A 22,387-nucleotide genomic window follows, 5' to 3' on the forward strand; every position below is an offset into this window, starting at 1 on the left:
AGGCGCCCCTGTTGCGTTGCCTCAGCACACGGCTACATCATCACACTTTTATGGAGTTAGATATGCCGACTAATAGGATAGTTCTGCTGCAACACAGGTTAAACCTAACCGCACCCATCAAAAAATCCCAATAAAAAACCCCGCTAAAGCGAGGTTTTTTAAATCGAGTTTAGACGTTACTCGGCATCATCTGCCGATCTGTCCATGTTCTCAGTATTCTCAAGCCACAGGGCATTGATAATCCCGAAAGAACAGGCCAACAAAACCCCTAATATCCACGTAAAATACCACATAGCAGATGCTCCTTAATGCCTAATAGAGTGAGGCTTTGTTATCTTCAATATGCTTACGGCCAATACGACCAAACATCTTGTAGTAAGTCCAGACAGTGTAGCTCAACACTATGGGTACGAAAATCGCAGCTGCAGCAGTCATAACACCTAAGGTCATTTTACTGGCTGTTGCATCCCACATAGTCAAACTGACGTTAGGGTCTAGTGACGATGGCATTACGAATGGGAACATTGCTGCACCGCAAGTCAAAATCACCATAGCCACAGTCAGTGAGCTGAATAGGAACGCAAAACCTGAACGGTTAAAGCGGCTCACCAGAATCACTAACAACGGCAATACCACACCTAAGATAGGGAACAGCATAGTGATGGGGTATTTGTCATAGTTGGCAAGCCAAGCACCCGCTTCAATCGCGACTGTTTTCATTGCTGGGTTAGAAACCGCATTATGGTCAAGGACAGATGTCACTACATAACCATCGATACCATTGGCTAACCACACGCCCGCAGCAGCAAATAACACAGCCACTAACAGGGCGAAGAATTGTGTCGCTTTCGCAGCACGCACTCGCAGCTCGCTATCTGTCTTCATTTGTAGCCAAGAAGCGCCTTGCATCATAAACATGCTCACGCTCACAAGACCAGCCAGTAGACCGAAAGGATTCAACAGACCGAATAGACCGCCGTGGTAAGTCGCACGTAGGAACTCGTCGAATTCAAACGGTACGCCTTGTAACAAGTTACCAAAGGCTACGCCTATGATCAGCGGAGGCACAAAACCACCGGCAAACAAAGCCCAATCCCATGACTTACGCCACTTTGGATTTTCGATTTTAGAACGGTAATCGAATCCGACTGGACGCATGTAAAGGGCAAACAGCACTAACATCATGGCGACATAGAAGCCAGAGAAAGACACTGCATACACCATAGGCCAAGCGGCAAATAACGCACCACCTGCTGTGATTAACCACACTTGGTTGCCGTCCCAATGGGGAGCAATAGTGTTGACCATGATACGGCGCTCAGTATCGTCTTTGCCTATGATTGGCAGTAACGCACCGACACCCATGTCAAAACCGTCAGTAACCGCAAATCCGATGAACAGTACGCCGATCAGAGCCCACCAGATAACTCTTAATATTTCATAATCAAACATAATGAAATCCTCTGCTTAGGCTTCTAGTTTCTCGAAATGATAACGACCAGTTTTTAAACTGCTCGGACCAATGCGGGCAAACTTAAACATCAAGAACATCTCAATCACCAGCAGCACAGTGTAGAACAGGGTGATAGAAAGGATACTGAACCATAAGTCGCCAGTCGTTAAGCTTGATGCAGACATAAAGGTCGGTAGTACCTCAGAAATCGTCCAAGGTTGACGACCATACTCAGCCACAAACCAACCACACTCAATCGCGATCCAAGGTAATGGCAAGCTATAAAGTGCAGCTTTAAGTACCCATTTTTTCTCAGCGATTTGATGACGTGTGCTTTGCCAGAATGCCGCAGCAAATACGAACAACATGATAAAGCCTAGACCCACCATCACACGGAAGCTCCAGAAAATCGGTGCAACGTTCGGGATAGAATCTTTAGCCGCTGCTTTAATTTGCTCTTCAGTGGCATCGACCACTTTATCTGTGTAGCGTTTCAGCAAGAAACCATAGCCTAAGTCGACTTTTGCTGCTTCGAAGGCCGCACGCAGTTCAGGTGTTTCTTCACCCGCACGCAGCTTCACTAACATGGCATAGGCTTTCATACCGTTACGGATGCGCACTTCATGCTCAGCAATCAAGTCATGGATACCCGTGACTTCTTCATCCAATGAGCGTGTTGCCACAATACCCATAGCATAAGGAATTTTGATCGCATAATCCGTGTGCATGGTTTCTTGATTTGGGAAACCAACCGCAGTAAAGGCCGCAGGAGCAGGTTCAGTGTGCCATTCAGCTTCAATCGCCGCTAACTTAACACGCTGTGCTTCACCGACTTTATAGCCAGATTCATCACCTAACACGATAACCGATAGAATTGCCGCCATACCAAAGCTTGCCGCAATCGCGAATGAGCGACGGGCAAAAGGTAAGTCACGTTTCTTGAGGATGTAATAAGCACTGATTGCCAGTACAAACATGGCACCCGCGACATAACCCGAAGCCACAGTGTGAACAAACTTCACCTGCGCAACAGGGTTAAACACCACTTCAGCGAAGCTGGTCATTTCCATGCGCATGGTTTCGTAGTTGAACACTGAACCCACAGGGTTTTGCATCCAACCGTTTGCCACTAAAATCCACAATGCCGACATGTTAGAGCCAAAGGCCACTAACCAAGTCACCACTAAATGTTGACGTTTAGTGAAACGATCCCAACCGAAGAAGAACATACCGACAAAGGTAGATTCGAGGAAGAAGGCCATTAAACCTTCAATAGCCAGAGGCGCACCAAAGATGTCCCCTACGTAATGCGAATAGTAAGACCAGTTAGTACCAAACTGGAATTCCATTGCCAAACCTGTGGTAACCCCCAAGGCAAAGTTAATACCAAATAACTTACCCCAGAACTTAGTCATATCTTTATAAATTTGTTTATCCGTCATCACATACAGTGATTCCATGATAGCCAGCAAAAATGCCAACCCCAACGTCAAGGGAACAAACAGGAAGTGATACATGGCTGTCAGCGCAAACTGCAACCGCGATAGCTCAACAACCTCTTCAACAATCATCGGTGACTCCTTACTTGGTGCGTCCAATTGCTATGATAAAACCCGCGTTAATCACAGCAAGTGCCTTTGTAGGATAGTGAGTTTTCATTTTGTGTTTATATCTGAACATCAGTATAAACCGTTAAATTTAATCTTTTGCATTAGTTCGAAGCAGCAAGGGCTAAAAAGTACCAATATCCGTCGCATATTGAGACGCGAGTCACACTATCGCAAGTAACTGAGACCGACACCTTACCACTCAATCAATCAAATGATCTCATCGATATAAATATCAGATAGTTAAGATATTTATTCGTTTTCATTTGTGGCTATTTTATACCACCTCGCTTTGATGCAAATCAATCAAACTCAGTGGTTTAGGTGGGTTTTGCGGTGAGGCACACACTTCCCCATTGAGAGGGATTGACAACCACATAAAACAGGAGTAGTGAGTAAGCGTTAATTAATATAAACCCATACTTTTATTAATTAGCCGCCACAAATCAGCTTAAGCTACCAAAAAACTAATAAACAAATAATGTTGCAACAAATTAACTAAAAAACTTAAAAATATTTTTAGTTAAAAATTAATTTAAAACCTTTAAAATCAATAAATAAACTCACATATAGAAATAGAAATATAAAAAAGTCATTAAAATTCATTAGTTTTAATAATGAATAATTGTATTTTTTCTCGTTTGAGAAGCTAACCTGAGTTGTTTAATATATGTCCTGTGTTAAGGAGACAATTTGGTAGAACTGGTGTCGTAGCCCAGTCAATGCCAACTTCGCGCACATAGGTGTTAACTTTTGGTGTGGAGATATCGATATGACTAAATTATTTGAACGTGTGGTTAACAGCTACAAGCGTGTTTTTGTTGAACTTTATACAGCTAATGAGCTGAAATAATTCCCCGAATTACTCGTGAAATTTATTGCATTAATTTGAAGTTTTGTTAGCGCAAAACGAGCCCCCATCTCTTTGAGAGTGGGGGCTTTTACTTTTCTAAAGCCACAAAATCTGCCTTCAACTCTAGAACCCCATAAAACGTCACTCTCAGTATCAAGTACGCAACATACCTATTAATAGGTATTTACCGTAAAAAGATGCTGTTTTATCACTTTTATCCATTAGATTATTTGCAACAAGTGTTAATGATTTGAAATGCAAGATATTTCATAAAAGTGCATTTTAAATATAAAAAAAGGAGCGAAATTATCGCTCCTTTTTTACGATTAACTAAACCCGCTTTTACCCTTCAAAACTGGTAAAAGCCGCTGAGTTTACTCGCTTAACCTAAGGTCACTCGCGCATTACGGAACATACGCATCCAAGGGCTATCTTCACCCCAAGCATCTGGATGCCAAGAGTTTGCTACAGTCCTGAACACACGTTCTGGGTGTGGCATCATCAAGGTTACGCGGCCATCAGTCGTACAAATCCCCGTCAAGCCATTTGGCGAGCCGTTCGGGTTTTGTGGATACTGAGTCGCGATATCACCCTTACCATTGACAAAACGCAGTGCAATTGTGCCTGATGCTTCGGCAATCGCCAGCGCTTCAGGGCTGGCAAACTCAGCCAAACCTTCACCGTGTGATACGGCGATAGGCATACGCGAACCCGCCATACCTTGGAAGAATAACGACGGGCTCTGTTGCACTTCAACTAAGCTGAAACGCGCTTCGAAACGCTCTGAGCGGTTACGCACAAAACGTGGCCAATGCTCGCTTCCTGGAATGATTTCTTTCAGGTTTGACAGCATTTGACAGCCGTTACACACGCCGAGGGCAAAGCTTGAGTCACGTTCAAAGAAACGTGAAAACTCATCGCGCGCACGGTCATTAAACAGAATCGACTTAGCCCAACCTTCACCTGCGCCTAATACGTCACCATAAGAGAAACCACCACAGGCCACTAGACCTTGGAAATCCTCTAGGCTGATACGGCCAGATAAAATGTCAGACATGTGCACGTCGCGGCTTTCAAATCCAGCGCGATCAAAGGCAGCAGCCATTTCCACGTGGGAGTTAACGCCCTGCTCACGCAAAATCGCCATTTTAGGCGCAGCGCCTTTTAGGATATAAGGCGCGGCAACGTCAGTGCTTGGATCGAAGCTTAAGTTAACCGTTAAGCCTAAATCGCTTTCGTCTTGCTTAAGTTTGAACTCTTCCAGTGCGCACGCTGGGTTATCACGCATGGCTTGCATACGATAAGTGGTTTCTGACCACAAGGTACGCAGCGCAACACGGCTATCACTGAAAATTTCACGCGCGCCATCTTTAATGGTGATGCGTTGATCGCCAGCTAACGTCCCTATCACGTGGCAAGGTACACCCGCGATTGCAAACTGAGCGGCAATTTTCGCAGCGTTGTCGCGGCTCACTTGCAGCACAGCGCCGAGCTCTTCATTAAAGAGTCGCTCTAAATCCGTGCCCTGCAAGTCTTCTACATCTATGTCTAAGCCAGTATTACCCGCAAAGGCCATTTCCACTAAGGTGGTAAATAAACCACCGTCGCTTCGGTCGTGGTAAGCGATAACGAATTTCTTAGCCACTAGATTTTGCATGGTTTCAAAGAAACCGCGCAGCAGTGCAGCATCATCAAGATCCGGCGCAATATCACCCAGCTCACCAAACACTTGGGCTAAACAAGAACCGCCTAAACGATTTTTACCCGCACCGAGATCCACTAACAGTAAAGACGTTTCGCCTTTATCTGTGCGCAGCTCTGGCGTCACTGTATTGCGAATATCTTGCACCACGCCAAAAGCAGTGATGACCAATGACATGGGCGACGTCACGGTTTTATCCGCGCCATCTTGCTGCCATGCGGTCTTCATCGACATAGAGTCTTTACCGACCGGAATGGTTAGGCTCAGCTCTGGACACAGTTCTTCACCTACGGCTTTCACCGCTTCATAAAGACCCGCATCTTCTCCGGGGTGACCCGCAGCAGACATCCAGTTAGCAGAAAGCTTGATACGCTTAAATGAACCGATATCGGTACCGGCGATGTTCATGATTGATTCAGCCACTGCCATACGGGCAGATGCGCCAAAATCAAGCAGTGCCAGCGGTGTACGCTCGCCCAGTGACATAGCTTCACCAGCGTAGGTATCAAAGCTTGCCGCTGTGACCGCGCAATCGGCCACAGGCACTTGCCATGGACCCACCATTTGGTCACGGTTAACTAAACCCGTTACAGTGCGGTCGCCAATGGTGATAAGGAAGGTTTTATCCGCAACTGTAGGCAAGCTCAGCACGCGTTTAACCGCTTCTTTAACATCAATCTTATCTTGCGCTAGCGCGGGCGATACCGCTTTGGCTGATACCACATCGCGGCTCATCTTAGGCGCTTTACCTAATAAGACTTCGAGCGGTAAATCGATAGGATTATTATCGAAATGGCTGTCGCTAAGGGTCAGGTGTTTCTCCGCCGTCGCTTCACCCACAACCGCAAACGGGGCGCGCTCACGCTCACAGATGGCAGTAAATAGTGCGAGGTTTTCAGGAGCAACGGACATCACATAACGTTCTTGTGATTCGTTACACCAGATTTCCAGCGGGCTCATGCCAGGCTCATCTGAAGGCACGTTACGCAGATTAAATAAACCGCCGCGCTCGCCGTCATTCACAAGTTCAGGGAAAGCGTTCGACAAACCGCCCGCGCCCACATCGTGGATAAATTGGATAGGGTTTTTATCCCCAAGCTGCCAACAGCGGTCAATCACTTCCTGACAACGACGTTCCATTTCTGGGTTTTCACGTTGCACTGAAGCAAAGTCGAGATCTTCACTCGATTGACCCGATGCCATAGATGAAGCGGCGCCGCCACCCAAACCAATGTTCATCGCTGGGCCACCGAGCACAATCAGCTTAGCGCCAACGGTGATTTCGCCCTTTTGCACATGTTCTTCGCGAATGTTACCTAAACCACCGGCCAACATAATGGGCTTGTGGTAACCACGCACCTCAACGCCGTTATGGCTGCTGACTTCCTGCTCGTAGGTACGGAAATAACCGACCAGCGCAGGACGACCAAACTCGTTGTTAAATGCCGCGCCGCCCAGTGGGCCTTCGGTCATGATATCGAGCGCGCTAACGATACGATCTGGCTTACCGTAGTTACCTTCCCATGGTTGAACAAAACCCGGGATTTTTAAATTTGATACGCTAAAGCCCGTTAAACCGGCTTTAGGTTTAGAACCACGACCCGTTGCGCCTTCATCACGGATTTCACCACCTGAACCAGTTGCAGCGCCAGGATAGGGGCTGATGGCGGTTGGATGGTTGTGGGTTTCCACTTTCATCAGGATGTGCATAGGTTCAGTGTGGTAGTTGTACACCCCATCTGGATCGGGGAAGAAACGACCGGCAACCGAGCCTTCCATCACAGCGGCGTTATCTTTGTAGGCAGATAACACGTGATCTGGGGTGGTTTCAAAGGTGTTCTTGATCATTTTGAACAATGACTTAGGCTGAACTTCACCGTCAATGGTCCAATCTGCGTTAAAAATCTTGTGACGACAATGCTCAGAGTTCGCCTGGGCAAACATCATCAATTCGATGTCGTGGGGATTACGGCCTAAACGGACGAAGTTTTCGACTAAATAGTCAATTTCATCTTCGGCTAAGGCAAGGCCCAATGCTGTGTTAGCCACTTCAAGTGCGCGGCGACCTTCCCCAAGAATATTGACGCTTTTAAACGGCGCAGGCTCAGTGCGTTTGAATAACACATCGGCTTTGGCAAAATCATCAAGCATGATTTCAACCATGCGATCGTGCAACAGCGCATTTAAGGCTTGTTGCTGCGCTACTGTCAGCGCATCTGACTCGACATAATACGCAACGCCTCGCTCCAAACGCTTCACTTTACCAAGGCCACAATTGTGCGCGATGTCAGTGGCTTTTGAAGACCAAGGAGAAATAGTACCGGGGCGAGGAGTGACAAACAGGAGTGAACCTTGGGGGATATGAGCTTCTATCGCAGGTCCATAGGTGAGAATTTTTTCAAGTTGCTGGCGTTCATTTGTATCGAGCAACTCGCTCAAATCCGCTAAATGGACATACTCAGCATAGATTTGGCGTACCGGAAGCGCAGCGTTTTCGCAGGCCTCCATCAGCTTTTGCACCCTAAACGTCGAGAGTGCAGGGGCTCCGCGGATGATCTCCATCACGTCTATTCACCTTATTATTTATTATTGCAGGGGTCAGAGGTGGCGCTATTATAAGGAAATGTCTGCCACAAATCACCTGTGACCTTACGCAAAACAGTGTTTCCTGTGATATAAAAAACGCGACCATTTTAAGTCGCCATTTTCCCCCACGAATGATTTTTTTACGTTATCGCAGACAAACGGATATAATCCCACCAATGTCGGCCAGTTCACCACGCATGCCCCACTGTTAACTCGCTATCTATAATATTGATTTTATTTACTATAAGCACATTTAATGACTCGATTCCTGTTCGCTCTTATCTTAGGTTTCTTACTGACTGCCTGTCAGCAGGTGACCGTGGACGAAACAGAATTTGTGCCGAAAAAATTAACTGAGTTAAGAGTCGGCACACTTTACGGCCCACAGATTTATATGACATCGGGCCAAGGTGATAGCGGTTTCGATTACGATATGGCGGTATTGTTCGCCGAATACTTAGATGTGCCCTTAAAAATGGTGCCCTACACTAACCGCACCGAGCTGTACGAAGCCCTTAAAAAGAATGAAATCGACCTCATTGCCGCGGGCATGACAGAAACACCCGCAAGGCGTGAACAATTCCGCCTAGGGCCGCCGTTGTACCGCGTTAATCAAGTATTGGTGTATCGCGAAGGCATGCCAGCGCCCAAAGACGTCAGCGACTTAAAAGGTAAGATCACTGTCATCGCCGACTCTTCCTTTGTCGAGACATTAACTCAATTGCAAAAGCATTATCCAACGCTGGTGTGGGATCAAATTACCGACAAAGACAGCGAAGAATTGCTGGCCATGATCGCCAACAAAGAAATTGACTACACCATCGCCGACTCCAGCAGCGTACAAATCAACCGCCGCTACTTGCCCGATCTGCGCTCAGGCCCCGTACTTGAAGAAAAGCTCGATGTGGTCTGGCTGTTGCCGCCGAACCGCAGTGATGAACTCATGAGCCAATTACTGGCCTTTTGGCACCAAGAAAAACTGGCTGGCACGCTCGATCATCTCAACGAAAAATACTTTGGCCATGTGAAGCGCTTTGATTATGTCGATACTCGGGCATTTATTCGCGCCATCGAAACCGTTTTGCCCCGCTATCGTCAGTTATTCGAAACCCATGCGGGTAATTTAGATTGGCGAAAACTTGCGGCGACTAGCTATCAAGAGTCCCATTGGAATCCCCATGCCCGCTCAGCAACAGGAGTTCGTGGCATGATGATGTTGACTCAACCTACAGCAAAAGAAATTGGCATCACCAACCGTTTGGATGCGGAAGAAAGTATCCGCGGCGGCGCGGCTTATTTGAACGATATGATCAATCGTCTGCCGGAATCCATTCCCGAGAGTCAACGTATGTGGTTTGCACTGGCGTCCTACAACATAGGGTATGCCCATGTTGAAGATGCGCGAAAGCTGGCTGAATCGATGGAGTTAAATCCCAATGCGTGGCGAGATTTAAAGAAAGTGCTGCCACTGCTGCAAAAGCGTAAATACTATCAAAAAACCCGCTACGGCTATGCCCGTGGCAGTGAAGCCGTCCATTACGTCGACAGTATTCGCCGCTACTACGACACGTTAGTCTGGGTAGATAATCAATCGAAACAGCAAAACCCCGAGGAAGAACCTAGCGATCTTGCGTCGGAAGAACCCGCCACTCCCGCAGGTACATTAAGCCCAGAACCACCTAAGTAATCTGCATCGCCTGAGCCAAGCGTTAGAGCTAGGTTTCTAGACAATGATGTATAGAACCAGCTTCTAGATCTAAGCTCAGTGATCTCAGTGAGCTTAGGTTTAGAAGCTAGAGCTAGAGTCAAAACTAGATCCAAGCTGGCTTAACTGGGCTGGATCCAACTCAGGTTTACGATTAAAACATCACTTAGTTCAGCTTATCTGACCAGTGCTATTGCTGCACTCAAGTGCAACTGCTACTGTCTTGGGGTTATGACCTGTGATACATCTTTGCAGGGCATCGATAATAACAATGAATGGGGTCAATATGAGAAGAAAAACCATCAGCAATACTGTCGCGCGTCGTCGTACTTTACTTAAAGTTCGCCATCGTCGTATTTTGAATCGTCAGAAACTGTTCTTTACTTTTATTCAGTCTCAGGATTAATCCTGTCACTTCTAGCACTGTTTACTCTATCGCTTGCTGCGCCTTTTGAGCCTGTTTCAGGGCTTTTTTTTCCTCTCTACGCCGTTTAAAAAAACGACTCAATTGCGCGCTACAGGCGTCGGCTAATACACCCGATGTCACTTCAACTTGATGATTAAATGCCGGGTGTTGCAGTAAATTCACTACAGTCCCCGCTGCACCGGTTTTTTCATCCCGAGCACCAAAAACCACCCGCGCGATCCGGCTGTGCACCATAGCACCGGCACACATAGCACAAGGTTCAAGCGTGACATATAAAGTCGCGTCTAACAGGCGATAGTTTTCGACCAAACGCCCCGCTTCCCGTAAACATAAAATTTCCGCATGGGCGCTAGGATCGTGTTGGCTAATGGATAAATTGTAACCCGTTGCAATTTGCTGACCGTCTTTGACCAATACCGCACCCACAGGTACTTCGCCCTCAGCTTCAGCTTTCTCGGCCATCAACATAGCCACTTGCATCCATTGCTCATCTTGCTGCGATTGTTCATCTTGCTGCGTTTGATCCACTCACACCCTCTACCGATTAGCCAAAAAATAATGCCGGATTATATCAGTCAAACACAGATATTTCACGGTTGAGCCATTCAACTTAAGTTAATCTATCAAACAACAAAAAAGGCGCACTCGGCGCCTTTTAATCGTTAATTCAAATAATTAACTTATTCCCATTCGATCGTCGCTGGCGGCTTGCCAGAGATATCGTAAACCACGCGGGAAATGCCATCGACTTCGTTAATGATGCGGTTTGATACGCGACCTAAGAAATCATACGGCAGATGTGCCCAATGGGCCGTCATAAAATCAACGGTTTCAACGGCGCGCAGTGACACAACCCAATCATATTTACGGCCATCGCCCATCACGCCAACTGAGCGTACAGGTAAGAACACGGTAAAGGCTTGGCTGACTTTATTGTACAGATCGGCTTTATGCAGTTCTTCGATAAAGATTGCATCGGCGCGGCGCAGCAAGTCACAGTATTCTTTTTTCACTTCACCTAATACACGCACTCCAAGACCTGGTCCTGGGAACGGGTGACGATAAAGCATGTTGTATGGCAGACCTAACTCAAGACCAATTTTGCGCACTTCATCTTTGAACAGTTCGCGCAGTGGCTCAACTAAACCCAGTTCCATATGGTCTGGCAAACCGCCAACGTTATGGTGCGACTTGATCACATGTGCTTTACCTGTGGCGCTGCCAGCAGATTCAATCACGTCTGGATAAATCGTGCCTTGCGCTAACCATTTTGCATTAGCGCATTTTTTCGATTCTTCATCGAAAATTTCCACAAATACACGGCCGATGATCTTGCGCTTAGCTTCTGGATCGGCTTCGCCTTTCATCGCATCGAGGAAGCGATTTTCCGCATCAACATGAATGATATTCAGGCCGAAATGATCGCCAAACATTTCCATCACTTGCTCGGCTTCGTTCAAACGCAATAAACCGTTATCAACGAATACGCAGGTCAGTTTTTTGCCGATAGCGCGGTGCAGCAACATAGCCACAACCGAAGAATCGACACCGCCCGAAAGCCCTAAAATCACTTCATCATCGCCGATTTGCTTCTTCAAGCGCTCAATCGCATCTTCGATGATAGAGGAAGGTTTCCAGTTAGCCGCACAACCACAAATGTCTAAGGCAAAGTGCGATAACATGCGCATGCCTTGGCGAGTGTGGGTCACTTCTGGGTGGAACTGTACGCCGAAGAATTGCTTCTCTTCGTTTGCCATAGCAGCAAATGGGCAAGTGTCCGTTTTAGCGACCGCCACAAACCCTTCAGGAATGGCCGACACTTTATCGCCGTGGCTCATCCATACGTCGAGTAAGGGTTTGCCTTCGCTGTTAACTGCGTCTTCTATGTCTTTGAATAGCAAGGAATCTGTCAGCATTTCAATTTGAGCGTAGCCAAATTCACCTTCGCCCACACCTTGGATAACTTTACCGCCCAGCTGCTCAGACATGGTTTGCATGCCGTAGCAAATGCCCAGTACAGGCACGCCTGCGGTAAAGACGTATTCAGGCGCACGCGGCGAGTTTTCAGCCGTGACACTTTCAGGTCCGCCAGCAAGAATAATACCGTTCGGGGCAAATTCGCGGATTTGGGCTTCTGTTACATCCCAAGCCCATAATTCACAGTACACACCGATTTCACGGATACGACGGGCAATCAGTTGAGTGTACTGAGATCCAAAATCGAGGATCAGTATCTTGTGCTCATGAATATCGCTCATGGGTAACCTTTATCTCATCTATTGTTTTAACATTGCTCAACGCGGCGATAGCCAGCCTTGAGTATTGGATCACACGCTTTACAAAGAGGCGGCTTATCGCCGCCCCTTTTATCAAACGATTAAGAACCTGAACGGTAGTTCGGCGCTTCTTTAGTGATAGTCACATCGTGCACGTGGGACTCACCCATGCCAGCTGAAGTTACTTTCACAAATTGGGCTTTTTCATTCAGTTCTTGAATGGTGGCACAACCGGTTAAGCCCATGCATGAACGCAGGCCACCCATATGTTGATGGATGATTTCCTTCAACTTACCTTTGTAAGGTACGCGCCCTTCAATGCCTTCTGGCACGAGTTTGTCGGCAGCATTGTCAGATTGGAAATAACGGTCAGATGAACCTTGAGACATAGCGCCTAGTGAACCCATGCCGCGATAAGATTTATACGCACGGCCTTGATAAAGTTCAGTTTCGCCCGGAGCTTCATCGGTACCTGCAAACATTGAACCTGCCATGATGCAAGATGCACCAGCCGCTAATGCTTTAGCTAAGTCGCCAGAGAAACGTACGCCACCGTCGGCAATAACAGGAATACCTAAGCCTTTTACGGCTGCGGCTGCATCTGAAACTGCAGTGATTTGTGGCACGCCAACACCGGTTACAATACGCGTCGTACAAATTGAGCCAGGGCCAATACCCACTTTAACTGCGTTAACGCCAGCTTCAACCAGTGCTAATGCACCTTCAGCCGTAGCTACGTTACCACCGATAATTTGCAATGTTGGGTGTTTAGCACGCGTTTCACGAATGCGTTGCAAAACGCCTTCAGAATGGCCGTGGGAAGAATCGATAAGCAGTACGTCAACGCCAGCTTTAACGAGTGCATCAACGCGCTCTTCGTTACCAGCACCCGCGCCAACGGCGGCGCCAACACGTAGACGACCTAACTCATCTTTACAGGCGTTAGGTTTACGTTCGGCTTTCTCGAAGTCTTTAACTGTGATCAAACCTTTCAGTTTGAAGTTATCATCAACAACAAGAACTTTTTCGATACGGTGTGAGTGCATCAATTTTTGCACTTCATCTAATTTAGTGCCTTCGGCAACTGTGACTAAACGCGCTTTAGGCGTCATCACTTCTTCTACCGTTTTGCTCCAATCTGTGACGAAACGTACGTCACGGCCAGTAATGATACCAACCAACTCGTTTGCTTCGTTAACCACGGGATAACCGGCAAAACCATTCTTCAGTGTTAACACTTTCAGATCGGCTAAGGTCGTAGATGGCGTCACAGTCACAGGTTGTTGAACCACGCCCGCTTCGTAAATTTTTACTTTACGCACTTCTTCGGCTTGTTTTTCAATGCTCATGTTTTTATGAATAAAACCTAAACCGCCTTCCTGCGCCATAGCGATCGCAAGACGAGCTTCGGTAACTGTGTCCATAGCGGCAGACACAAGTGGGATATTCAATTCAATGGTATTGGTCAGGCGAGTTTTAAGAATGGCGGTATTTGGGAGTACAGTCGAATGCGCAGGAACAAGCAACACATCGTCAAAAGTAAGCGCTTCTTTAATTAAACGTAGCATATGCAACATCTCCCCAGTTGAGTAGGATTTAGAGGTGAAATATTGCGGCGGGATTATACCTTGCATATCGGCACTGGTAAATGGAAAATAGCAAATATCCCCATTTAATTGAGTAATTCGATGCAAGGCGCCAAAAACAATATTTATACTGTCTCGCGACTCAATGGTGAAGTCAGACAAATTCTCGAGGTACAACTGGGTAAAATTTGGCTAAATGGTGAAATATCCAACTTTTCCTCCCCCAGCTCAGGTCATTGGTATCTCACCTTAAAAGACCACTCTTCCCAGATCCGTTGTGCCATGTTTAAAGGCCGTAACCAAACGGTCAGCTTTAAGCCCATCAATGGTCAGCAAGTGTTAGTCAAAGGCGCGATCAGCGTGTATGAACCCAGGGGCGACTATCAATTATTAATTGAGTCCATGCTGCCCGCAGGGGATGGACTACTCGCCCAGCAGTTCGATGCACTCAAAATGAAGCTCGCCGCCGAAGGATTATTCGCTGCCGACACCAAAAGACCATTGCCGAAAAATATCCAACGCATTGGCGTTATCACTTCACCAACCGGCGCAGCAATTCGCGACGTCTTACACGTACTCGCAAGGCGCGACCCTTCAATCGAAGTCATTATCTATCCGACTCAAGTTCAAGGTGAAACCGCGGCACAGAGTATTTGTCAGGCAATCAATATCGCCAACCAACGTTTAGAGGTCGACGTATTATTGCTCACCCGTGGTGGCGGTTCGCTTGAAGATTTGTGGTGTTTTAACAGCGAAGCCCTCGCCCACACAATTTATAACAGCGCCCTGCCCGTGGTTAGCGCCGTAGGCCACGAAGTCGACACCACCATCAGTGATTACGTTGCCGATATTCGCGCCCCAACACCATCTGCAGGTGCCGAGTTGTTATCCCAAGATAGCGACAATAAGGCGCAAAAACTCGCAACAGCTTTATCTCGCCTGCAACAAAGTGCGAAACATTATCAACTTAAGCAAGAAAGACGGCTCAGTTTGCTTGAGCACAGACTGCAACGCCAAGATCCCAAACGAACCTTGCAGCAGTTCGAACAAAGTTTCGATGAGATGCAATTAAGGCTGGAGTCGGCACTGTCGAATCGCTTACACCTGCTCAGCCGTCGTCAGCAGTTGCTCGCAAGTCGCCTTGAACAGCAATCTCCCAAGCATAAGCTCACCATTGAGGGGAACCGCCTAAGTTATCTTGCGAGCCGCTTACAGGATGCATTGCAGGACAAGCTCAGCCAAAGTGAGCAACGGATAAAATACGCGGCCCATCAGCTTGAAACCGTCAGTCCGCTTGCGACATTGAGCCGTGGTTACAGCATCACCACTGACATCCACAATCAAGTGGTCGACTCTGCCGATAAACTGACAATCGGTGATAGCCTGCAAACCCGCTTACGCCATGGACAAGTGATATCAACCGTCACTCAAATAAAGCTGCTTGAATAAGTTGATAGCTAGAATACTGATATTTATAGCTTAAATAAGCAATTTTATACTTAAGGTAAAAACAATAAGGCGCAGAATTTATCTGCGCCTTTCTATGTTGTCTAGTTTTGTTCTAGCATCCCATGAAAATGATTTTATTGAATACTGAATTGGCTAGCTTAAATGCAGTCTCACATCGACACCACGGGTATCGGCATACTCTTGGCGACGCTTATCCATTCGCGATTGGTACAAATGAGTATCAGCAGAACGCAGCCATTCATGGGGATCGGCCACCTCAGAATTTAACGAGATCCCAAAACTACACTGACAATCCTTAAAGCCTTGGCTGGCTAATTGTTCGCCTAACCCATTCAACGAACTCAGCAATAGCGGGATCCCAGCCGAAGACGTCACAACCACAAACTCATCACCACTAATACGATAAAGCTTTAAATGGGCTAAGTCCGTTGCTTGCAATAACTGCACTACCACTTGCAGTAACCTATCGCCCTCTTGATGGCCAAGCGTTTCGTTGACACTTTTCAGGCTATCAATATTCAACAGCGCTAAAGCCATAGGCTGCACCACTTTATCGGCGAAGCCTAATTGAGAATTCATATATTCATCAAAGGCATAACGATTGCCGACTCGGGTCAAGCCATCTAAGCGGGCTTTTTCCCACGCAATTGCGAGCTCTTCAATATGCGCCTTACGTTCCTCTGCGAGTAGCTTAAGCTTATTCGCTAACGCTAAGGACAACAGCAGCGCATCAGCCGTACCGCCGATAAGCGTCGCCAGCTCAGCATGTTCAATAAAGTCAGGGGTTAGCCCCATATTCCCGGGCAAAATAATCACTGCAGGCAAGAGTAAACAAGTAAAGGCGAGAATAAAATAACGCGCAGGGGCAAAGCCTTTCATCAAGCACACATTACCGCAGGTAATCGCTAAGGCAATCCACAGCATGATCAGCACAGAGGCAATAATCGCCGTATAGGGCAACAACCAAATACTGGTCGGCAAAGCAACAATACAAGCAAACATCAAATACTGACTGAGGCGCCACAATCGTGGTGAGTAGCTAGGCAGCTGCAAGAAGTGCTTGTAAAACATGATATTAAAAATCGGTAAACTGATAAAGAATAGATGGTGTAACTCAAGGTAATGGAAATTAAACAAGTGCGCCGGCAAATGGAAGGTCAGTGCCCAGCCAGCAAAATACGCGAAGACATAAAGGCCATAATAAAGAAAAGCTTTATCGAGAATAGAGATATAAATCAGAAGATTATATAAGGCGATAAACAATAAGCCGCCTAAGCACAGCAGCACTGCCATGGCGAGGCGATCAGACATCAACTGATGATCCGTCACGCTTTGCAGGGCAATCTCGGGAGGCGATGAATAATAACGGCTACTGAGCTTAACCAATAGCCAATAATCCGTCCCCATATTCAAGGTGACCTTGCGGCCATAATCAAATAAAAATTCGTAGGGGGCACTGTAGCCGCTATGGGCATGTTGCGAACTGCCATCACTGCCGAGTATCCAATAATCTACGGATTCGATAATCGAATTACTCGCATCCACTACCCAATTCGACTGACGTTGATTGACCATCACAGGCGTGATCATCCAATAGTCACCGCCGGTTAAACTCACAGAGTTAGCTTCGTCGAGTTGGCCCATCCAATGGGGCACGGCATCAAACTGTTTTGGGGGCTGTTGATCCGCTTGAGCATGGAACAAATACGGCGAGTCCAACGCAATTTCAGCGCTTAATACAGAGGGACTTAATGTCCATATAAAAAGTAAAAAACACCAAAATAGGGTTTGTTTAAGTTTGTTCATCGGCTTATTAAGTTAAAGGGCCATAGATCATTTATACAGCTATGAAGTAAATGCTAATGCTGTCAATCTTAGTCGATAGTTGGAATTGTAGGTTAACTTTATGGCCACATTTAGTTTTTTACAATCAGTTAGGCTAAATTAGTCGAATATCCCATGCCGTATGGAGCAATTTTAGTCTCAAAGTCCAAACCGTGGCCTGAAATCCAAAATACAACTTAATACTGACTTATTTTTTGCTGGGATCCTATGCAGCCTCTATTGATGATTTTAGCCGCACAACTCCTGATTGCCAGTGGCAACCTCTTGGTCAAGTTGCTTGAAAATGATGCCCCCGTGTTCCAACTGGTGCTCTACAGACAACTCTTTGCCACCTTGCTAGTGCTGCCTTTTGTGTGGCGCTTGCAGGGTAATCTCAAACTAAGCCCTTATTACAAAGTGCATCTTGCCCGCGCCCTATTGATTGGACTCGGCAATGCCATTTTTATGCTTGCCATTTTGCATCTTCCCCTCGCAACGGTAACCGCCGTGATTTATACCTCACCTTTGTTACTTCTGGTGCTTTCTGCGTTATTTTTACATGAACGCATCGGCTATCGACGCTCAGTTGCGGGGATCATTGGCTTTACTGGCATTTTACTCATCAGCCAACCAACAGAGTTTAACCTGTATATAGGTTTAGCCATTTTCGGTGCCATGACGTCGGCATTGAATAGTTTGATTTTAAAGGCCTATTCGACCCATGAACATCCTTTCTCTATGCTCTTTTGGTCTAATGCCTTTGCGATGATATTTCTGATACCAGCGACCTTATACGAAGGCGCGGATTTTAGTTTGCCAGTTGCACAGGTGGGATTAACGTTGGGACTATTTTATATTGGTATGACTTATCTCATCATCCATGCCTATCGACGTGCCGATGCGAGCCAAATGGCGCCTGTAGAATATACCGGATTGATTTTTGCAGCCTTGTTCGGCTGGTGGATACTTGATGAAGAACTCAGCCTAGTGATGTTAATCGGTATCGGATTAGTCATTTTCTCATCCATATTGCCCAGCTACAGCGAGCTAAAAGCAAAATGGAAAAGCCGGCGAAGTTGACCTCGGCCGGCTCTTGTCATCGACTGCTAAATTAACGCAGTGAGATAAAACGATTGATTTTAGAAGCGGAATTTGCCGCCAATATACACGCCATCTTCGAAAGTAAAATCGCGCGCATCATCGTACTCATAGGCAATCTTGCGATAACCAACATAAAACGCCATGTTTGGCGTTACGCGGTATTGTACTTTTGAATCGAGCTCATATTGACCATCAACATTACCAAACGATAAGACTGACGGTGCGTAGTAAGCGGCGGCGTGTAATGAAATATTAGGTCCCATAGATAGCGCATAACGGCCACCAACAGAAATGGCGCTACCATTTGGAGAATAATCAGACCAAAGCTGGCTTAACTTAGTGCCAACTTCAAAGTGATGCACGCCCACATCATGGGTCATGTGCATTGCACCTTGGGCAATATGGCCGCCCTCGTCAGCATAGATATAACCTAACACTGCGTTAGTATCTTTGCTCAATTGCAGTTCTAACTCAGTAGAAACCACATCGTTATTCAACCCAAGATTAAATTCTGACGCATTCACTTGCAGCGCTGCCGCACTCAATAATAAAACACTTGCTACTCTGAACTTAGCCATAAAAACACCTCAATAAATGACTGTGGGTAATAGCCGCGGATCATACCGAATAAATAAAGAAAATCAGCCTATTTGCGTATAAATGGGGATTTTTCGCGATGGATATACAAATGTAAAACAAACTCGAAACAGTTGAAGATCTAAGCCTTTTCACTTACAGCACAATTACACCGCTTGAATACGATCACCCACTAAAGACTGCATTATCGCTTCAGCGTCGACATTGGCACTTAAGGCTAAATAATACCAACCCACTGTGTTGCCCGTGCCGCGGATACTCAAATAATCACGCCAAAATTGAAAGCCCGCCTTCAACAAATTGGCTTGGCTCGACGTATTCTCGGCGCGAATAGTGGCGTATAAAATCGAGATCCCTAAAGCCTTCGCCACTTCGATACGTTTTTGCGTTAAACCTTGGGCAATGCCTTGACGTCGATAATGGGACGACACCACCAGATAACCCAGTTCACCAACAGTGCTTTTACCGGCTTTTATCGCAGCGCAACCGACTATCTCGCCCTCAAGGGTTTTCGCTAAGATCACCGCACGAGAATCGAAAAATACCTGATGGTCCAGCGGATGGGCGTTATCATCACGCCCATCAATCAATTGTGCCGCCAGCGCTAATTCCTCTGGCTGTTCACTTATTACAAACTGAATGTCACTCATATCCAGATTAAACCGTTAATGTTGCCAACATACGAGGAATGCACGCCACTTAGCTGTGCACTCATATCCCACTTCGCTTTCACTCTCAAACTACAAATCTAACAGAGCACTATTGCTATAACTGTTTATATACCAATGCACTACAGATACAAGAGGGTCGCCATACCTAAGAAAGTAAAGAAGCCCACCACATCTGTCACTGTGGTCAAGATCACTGAACCCGACAGCGCCGCATCTTGATTAAACTTCTGCAGCACCATAGGCACGACCACACCAGCAATTGCTGCCACGGCCATGTTAATCAAAATTGCGCAGCCAATCACTATGCCTATGGTCGCTTCACCGAACCACCAGCCCGCGACTAAACCTATAACTATCGCCCACAAAAAACCGTTAACTATGCCAATGCCGAGTTCGTTCTTCATTAACGAAAACAAGTTACCCGCTGAAATCTGTCCCATAGCCATGCCGCGGATCATCAGCGTCAACGACTGACTACCCGCAATACCGCCCATAGAAGCCACAATCGGCATCAATACCGCTAACGCGACCACTTGGGATAACACATTTTCAAATAAGCCAATCGTCGCCGAAGCGAGAAAAGCCGTCAGCAAATTAATCCCGAGCCACACAGCGCGGCGCTGGGCGCCCTTCATAATCGGCGCGAACAAGTCGTCGGACTCATCCATACCCGCTGTTGCCATCAACTGCGCTTCATAATGTTCACGCACTAAAGCGGTCGCGGTTCGCAGCGTCACGCGACCAATTAACTCGCCAGACTCATCGATCACAGGCAATTCAATTTCGCGGCTGTGCTCTATCGCTTCGGCCGCTTCCAATAAACTCGTGTCAGCGGATAACGCACGGCTATCCTCGGACAAAAGTGAAATCAATAACTCATCGGGATTATGCTTAAAAATGTCATACCGACGCACTGTACCTTGATACTTATCTTGATCATCAACGATAAACAAATTGTCGTTACAATCGAGTTCGATACGGCGGAAAAAGCGCTGCGCCTGCGCAACGCTCGCCTTATCACTGAGCACCAACATTTGATGATCGGTATAACGGCCGATTTCATTCTCAGAGTACTGATCGTAAAGCTCGAATCGTTGTCGCTGACGCTCGCCCATCTGAGCCAAGGCGCGATCGGTAAAACTTTCAGGGAGATAGTCACTCCACTCAATTAAATCTTCTGGGCTTAACTGGGCAAATAGCAAGTCCACTTCATTGTCGGGCATCCGTTTGAGGATCCCCATGCGCGGATCGGCACGCATTAAGCTCAACACTGTCACTCGGTCAGCAAATTCAACTTGCTGCCAACGCTCGTAACGCTCATCCAAGGGCAAGGATTCAAGCGCTAAGGCTATAGTTCCAGGTTCTGAGTCATTCAAAATTTCGCTAAACACTTCAGCTTGTTCTTCGCCTTCAACTTCAGTGAGTTGTTGAACAACCTGCCCCACGTCCGCTTGCATGTTTGTTTCGTATTCTGCGTCATTTTCTGTCACACAGATGCCCTTTTCTTTAGCTACAAAATTGCTGTAACTATATTGATAATCAAGTAAATTAGCAAACTCACAAAATAAATTGCGCACAACTATATTGCTGAAAACCTTTTTTAGGTTTATGCTGTTTGACTTAGATCCTATGGAGGTGAACATGACTACGAACATATACAGCCAATCAGCGACAGACATTCAAGGCAACGCGGTAAGTTTAGAGCAGTATCGAGGTAAAGTTCTCTTAATCGTCAATACCGCCAGTGAATGTGGATTTACACCGCAATACAAGGGATTAGAAGCGTTATATCAAAAATATAAAGACCAAGGATTAGTGATTTTGGGCTTTCCTTGCAATCAATTTGGCGCCCAAGAAAAAGCCGATGAGCAAGGTATTCAAGCCTTTTGTGAATTGAATTTTGGCGTGACATTTCCACTATTTTCTAAAATAGAAGTGAATGGCGAACATACCCATCCACTTTATCAATACCTTAAGAAAGCCGCTCCCGGTGTATTAGGTACTCAAGGTATCAAATGGAATTTCACCAAATTTTTAGTTAATCGCCAAGGCGAAGCGATTGAACGATTTGCATCGACCACGAAACCCGAAGCGTTAGAAAGTAAAATTGCCGCTTTGCTAAAATAATTTACTCGCTATCTATTTGAAATTTTGCGTTTTATAAAAATTTAGATTTATTTTAACTTTTTATGGAACTTTAACCGTACAAGCCCCTCAAATATATTGAACAGTGAATGTCTTTTTCATGTTCATCATCTCCCTGGGGCTTCTAGCGCGGCCCCCTTGACCTAGGAATAGGTCACTAGGCAACCATTGGGTTGCCTTTTTTTATCCCAATGATATATATGTAAAATAAATGTAGCAGCTCATTTCAACTGCTTTTTATCCCTCAGAAAATCTTTTTTAAACTTTTTGGAATTTTTTTGCGATATCGATGAACTTAATTAAAAATGGCGACTCTGAGTATAGGTAAGGATTAACGGATAAGATTAAATGCAGCTTGGGAATGAAATATGTGGAGTCACAGTT

15 protein-coding genes are annotated in these 22,387 nt (G+C 46.2%); 4 read left to right on the forward strand and 11 right to left on the reverse strand.

The annotated features are described in order from the left end of the window. Positions 1-176: 176 nt before the first annotated feature. The 4 genes from cydX to purL form a co-directional block, all read right to left on the reverse strand. On the reverse strand, positions 177-293 hold the full coding sequence (cydX, locus tag Q4Q49_RS07135; RefSeq protein WP_006082469.1) for a cytochrome bd-I oxidase subunit CydX: 117 nt from the start codon (positions 291-293) through the stop codon (positions 177-179). Positions 294-312: 19 nt separating this feature from the next. Further along, on the reverse strand, positions 313-1,452 hold the full coding sequence (gene cydB, locus Q4Q49_RS07140) for a cytochrome d ubiquinol oxidase subunit II (protein ID WP_012089726.1): 1,140 nt from the start codon (positions 1,450-1,452) through the stop codon (positions 313-315). 15 nt (positions 1,453-1,467) lie between these two features. Continuing rightward, positions 1,468-3,024, reverse strand: a complete 1,557-nt coding sequence (locus Q4Q49_RS07145; protein WP_311998990.1) for a cytochrome ubiquinol oxidase subunit I — start codon at positions 3,022-3,024, stop codon at positions 1,468-1,470. Positions 3,025-4,295: 1,271 nt separating this feature from the next. Beyond that, positions 4,296-8,177, reverse strand: coding sequence for a phosphoribosylformylglycinamidine synthase (gene purL, locus Q4Q49_RS07150; RefSeq protein WP_311999028.1), 3,882 nt, complete (start codon positions 8,175-8,177; stop codon positions 4,296-4,298). Between the two features lie 280 nt (positions 8,178-8,457). Between purL and mltF the strand changes: the two genes are divergently transcribed. Beyond that, complete coding sequence (gene mltF, locus Q4Q49_RS07155) at positions 8,458-9,888, forward strand: membrane-bound lytic murein transglycosylase MltF (RefSeq protein WP_311988520.1); 1,431 nt, start codon at positions 8,458-8,460, stop codon at positions 9,886-9,888. 445 nt (positions 9,889-10,333) lie between these two features. Here mltF and tadA read toward each other — a convergent pair whose 3' ends face one another. The 3 genes from tadA to guaB form a co-directional block, all read right to left on the reverse strand. Beyond that, complete coding sequence (gene tadA, locus Q4Q49_RS07160; protein WP_311990136.1) at positions 10,334-10,861, reverse strand: tRNA adenosine(34) deaminase TadA; 528 nt, start codon at positions 10,859-10,861, stop codon at positions 10,334-10,336. 152 nt (positions 10,862-11,013) lie between these two features. Next, complete coding sequence (gene guaA, locus Q4Q49_RS07165; protein WP_259527779.1) at positions 11,014-12,591, reverse strand: glutamine-hydrolyzing GMP synthase; 1,578 nt, start codon at positions 12,589-12,591, stop codon at positions 11,014-11,016. A gap of 119 nt (positions 12,592-12,710) precedes the next feature. Continuing rightward, positions 12,711-14,177, reverse strand: coding sequence for an IMP dehydrogenase (guaB, locus tag Q4Q49_RS07170; RefSeq protein ID WP_106651111.1), 1,467 nt, complete (start codon positions 14,175-14,177; stop codon positions 12,711-12,713). A 120-nt stretch (positions 14,178-14,297) separates the two neighbouring features. On the opposite strand from guaB, the gene xseA reads away from it, so the two are divergent. Further along, a complete protein-coding gene (gene xseA / locus Q4Q49_RS07175; protein ID WP_311998991.1) occupies positions 14,298-15,644 on the forward strand; it encodes an exodeoxyribonuclease VII large subunit in 1,347 nt (448 codons plus the stop codon). 153 nt (positions 15,645-15,797) lie between these two features. Here the strand turns inward: xseA and Q4Q49_RS07180 are convergent, their stop codons facing one another. Beyond that, positions 15,798-17,471 (reverse strand): diguanylate cyclase, encoded by a 1,674-nt coding sequence (locus tag Q4Q49_RS07180; protein WP_311998992.1) that lies wholly within the window; start codon positions 17,469-17,471, stop codon positions 15,798-15,800. Positions 17,472-17,717: 246 nt separating this feature from the next. Here Q4Q49_RS07180 and Q4Q49_RS07185 point away from each other — a divergent pair, with 246 nt between their 5' ends. Then, positions 17,718-18,569 (forward strand): DMT family transporter, encoded by an 852-nt coding sequence (locus Q4Q49_RS07185; protein WP_311998993.1) that lies wholly within the window; start codon positions 17,718-17,720, stop codon positions 18,567-18,569. Positions 18,570-18,628: 59 nt separating this feature from the next. Here Q4Q49_RS07185 and Q4Q49_RS07190 read toward each other — a convergent pair whose 3' ends face one another. The 3 genes from Q4Q49_RS07190 to Q4Q49_RS07200 form a co-directional block, all read right to left on the reverse strand. Further along, positions 18,629-19,168, reverse strand: a complete 540-nt coding sequence (locus tag Q4Q49_RS07190) for a YfaZ family outer membrane protein (RefSeq protein WP_311998994.1) — start codon at positions 19,166-19,168, stop codon at positions 18,629-18,631. A gap of 165 nt (positions 19,169-19,333) precedes the next feature. Further along, positions 19,334-19,837, reverse strand: coding sequence for a GNAT family N-acetyltransferase (locus tag Q4Q49_RS07195; protein ID WP_311890052.1), 504 nt, complete (start codon positions 19,835-19,837; stop codon positions 19,334-19,336). A gap of 140 nt (positions 19,838-19,977) precedes the next feature. Beyond that, positions 19,978-21,348, reverse strand: coding sequence for a magnesium transporter (locus Q4Q49_RS07200; protein WP_011846297.1), 1,371 nt, complete (start codon positions 21,346-21,348; stop codon positions 19,978-19,980). Positions 21,349-21,499: 151 nt separating this feature from the next. On the opposite strand from Q4Q49_RS07200, the gene Q4Q49_RS07205 reads away from it, so the two are divergent. Further along, on the forward strand, positions 21,500-21,985 hold the full coding sequence (locus Q4Q49_RS07205; protein WP_106651117.1) for a glutathione peroxidase: 486 nt from the start codon (positions 21,500-21,502) through the stop codon (positions 21,983-21,985). Positions 21,986-22,387 lie beyond the last annotated feature (402 nt).

Origin of the sequence: Shewanella sp. SP1S1-7 (assembly GCF_031932105.1) — a bacterium.
Classification (GTDB): Bacteria; Pseudomonadota; Gammaproteobacteria; order Enterobacterales; family Shewanellaceae; genus Shewanella; species Shewanella baltica.

Excerpts from the sequence above, each read along its gene's own strand:
- cydX (WP_006082469.1), bottom strand. The coding sequence starts at position 293 with ATGTGGTATTTTACGTGGATATTAGGGGTTTTGTTGGCCTGTTCTTTC.
- cydB (WP_012089726.1), bottom strand. The coding sequence starts at position 1,452 with ATGTTTGATTATGAAATATTAAGAGTTATCTGGTGGGCTCTGATCGGC.
- Q4Q49_RS07145 (WP_311998990.1), bottom strand. The coding sequence starts at position 3,024 with ATGATTGTTGAAGAGGTTGTTGAGCTATCGCGGTTGCAGTTTGCGCTG.
- purL (WP_311999028.1), bottom strand. The coding sequence starts at position 8,177 with ATGGAGATCATCCGCGGAGCCCCTGCACTCTCGACGTTTAGGGTGCAA.
- mltF (WP_311988520.1), top strand. The coding sequence starts at position 8,458 with ATGACTCGATTCCTGTTCGCTCTTATCTTAGGTTTCTTACTGACTGCC.
- guaA (WP_259527779.1), bottom strand. The coding sequence starts at position 12,591 with ATGAGCGATATTCATGAGCACAAGATACTGATCCTCGATTTTGGATCT.
- guaB (WP_106651111.1), bottom strand. The coding sequence starts at position 14,177 with ATGCTACGTTTAATTAAAGAAGCGCTTACTTTTGACGATGTGTTGCTT.
- xseA (WP_311998991.1), top strand. The coding sequence starts at position 14,298 with ATGCAAGGCGCCAAAAACAATATTTATACTGTCTCGCGACTCAATGGT.
- Q4Q49_RS07180 (WP_311998992.1), bottom strand. The coding sequence starts at position 17,471 with ATGAACAAACTTAAACAAACCCTATTTTGGTGTTTTTTACTTTTTATA.
- Q4Q49_RS07185 (WP_311998993.1), top strand. The coding sequence starts at position 17,718 with ATGCAGCCTCTATTGATGATTTTAGCCGCACAACTCCTGATTGCCAGT.
- Q4Q49_RS07190 (WP_311998994.1), bottom strand. The coding sequence starts at position 19,168 with ATGGCTAAGTTCAGAGTAGCAAGTGTTTTATTATTGAGTGCGGCAGCG.
- Q4Q49_RS07195 (WP_311890052.1), bottom strand. The coding sequence starts at position 19,837 with ATGAGTGACATTCAGTTTGTAATAAGTGAACAGCCAGAGGAATTAGCG.
- Q4Q49_RS07205 (WP_106651117.1), top strand. The coding sequence starts at position 21,500 with ATGACTACGAACATATACAGCCAATCAGCGACAGACATTCAAGGCAAC.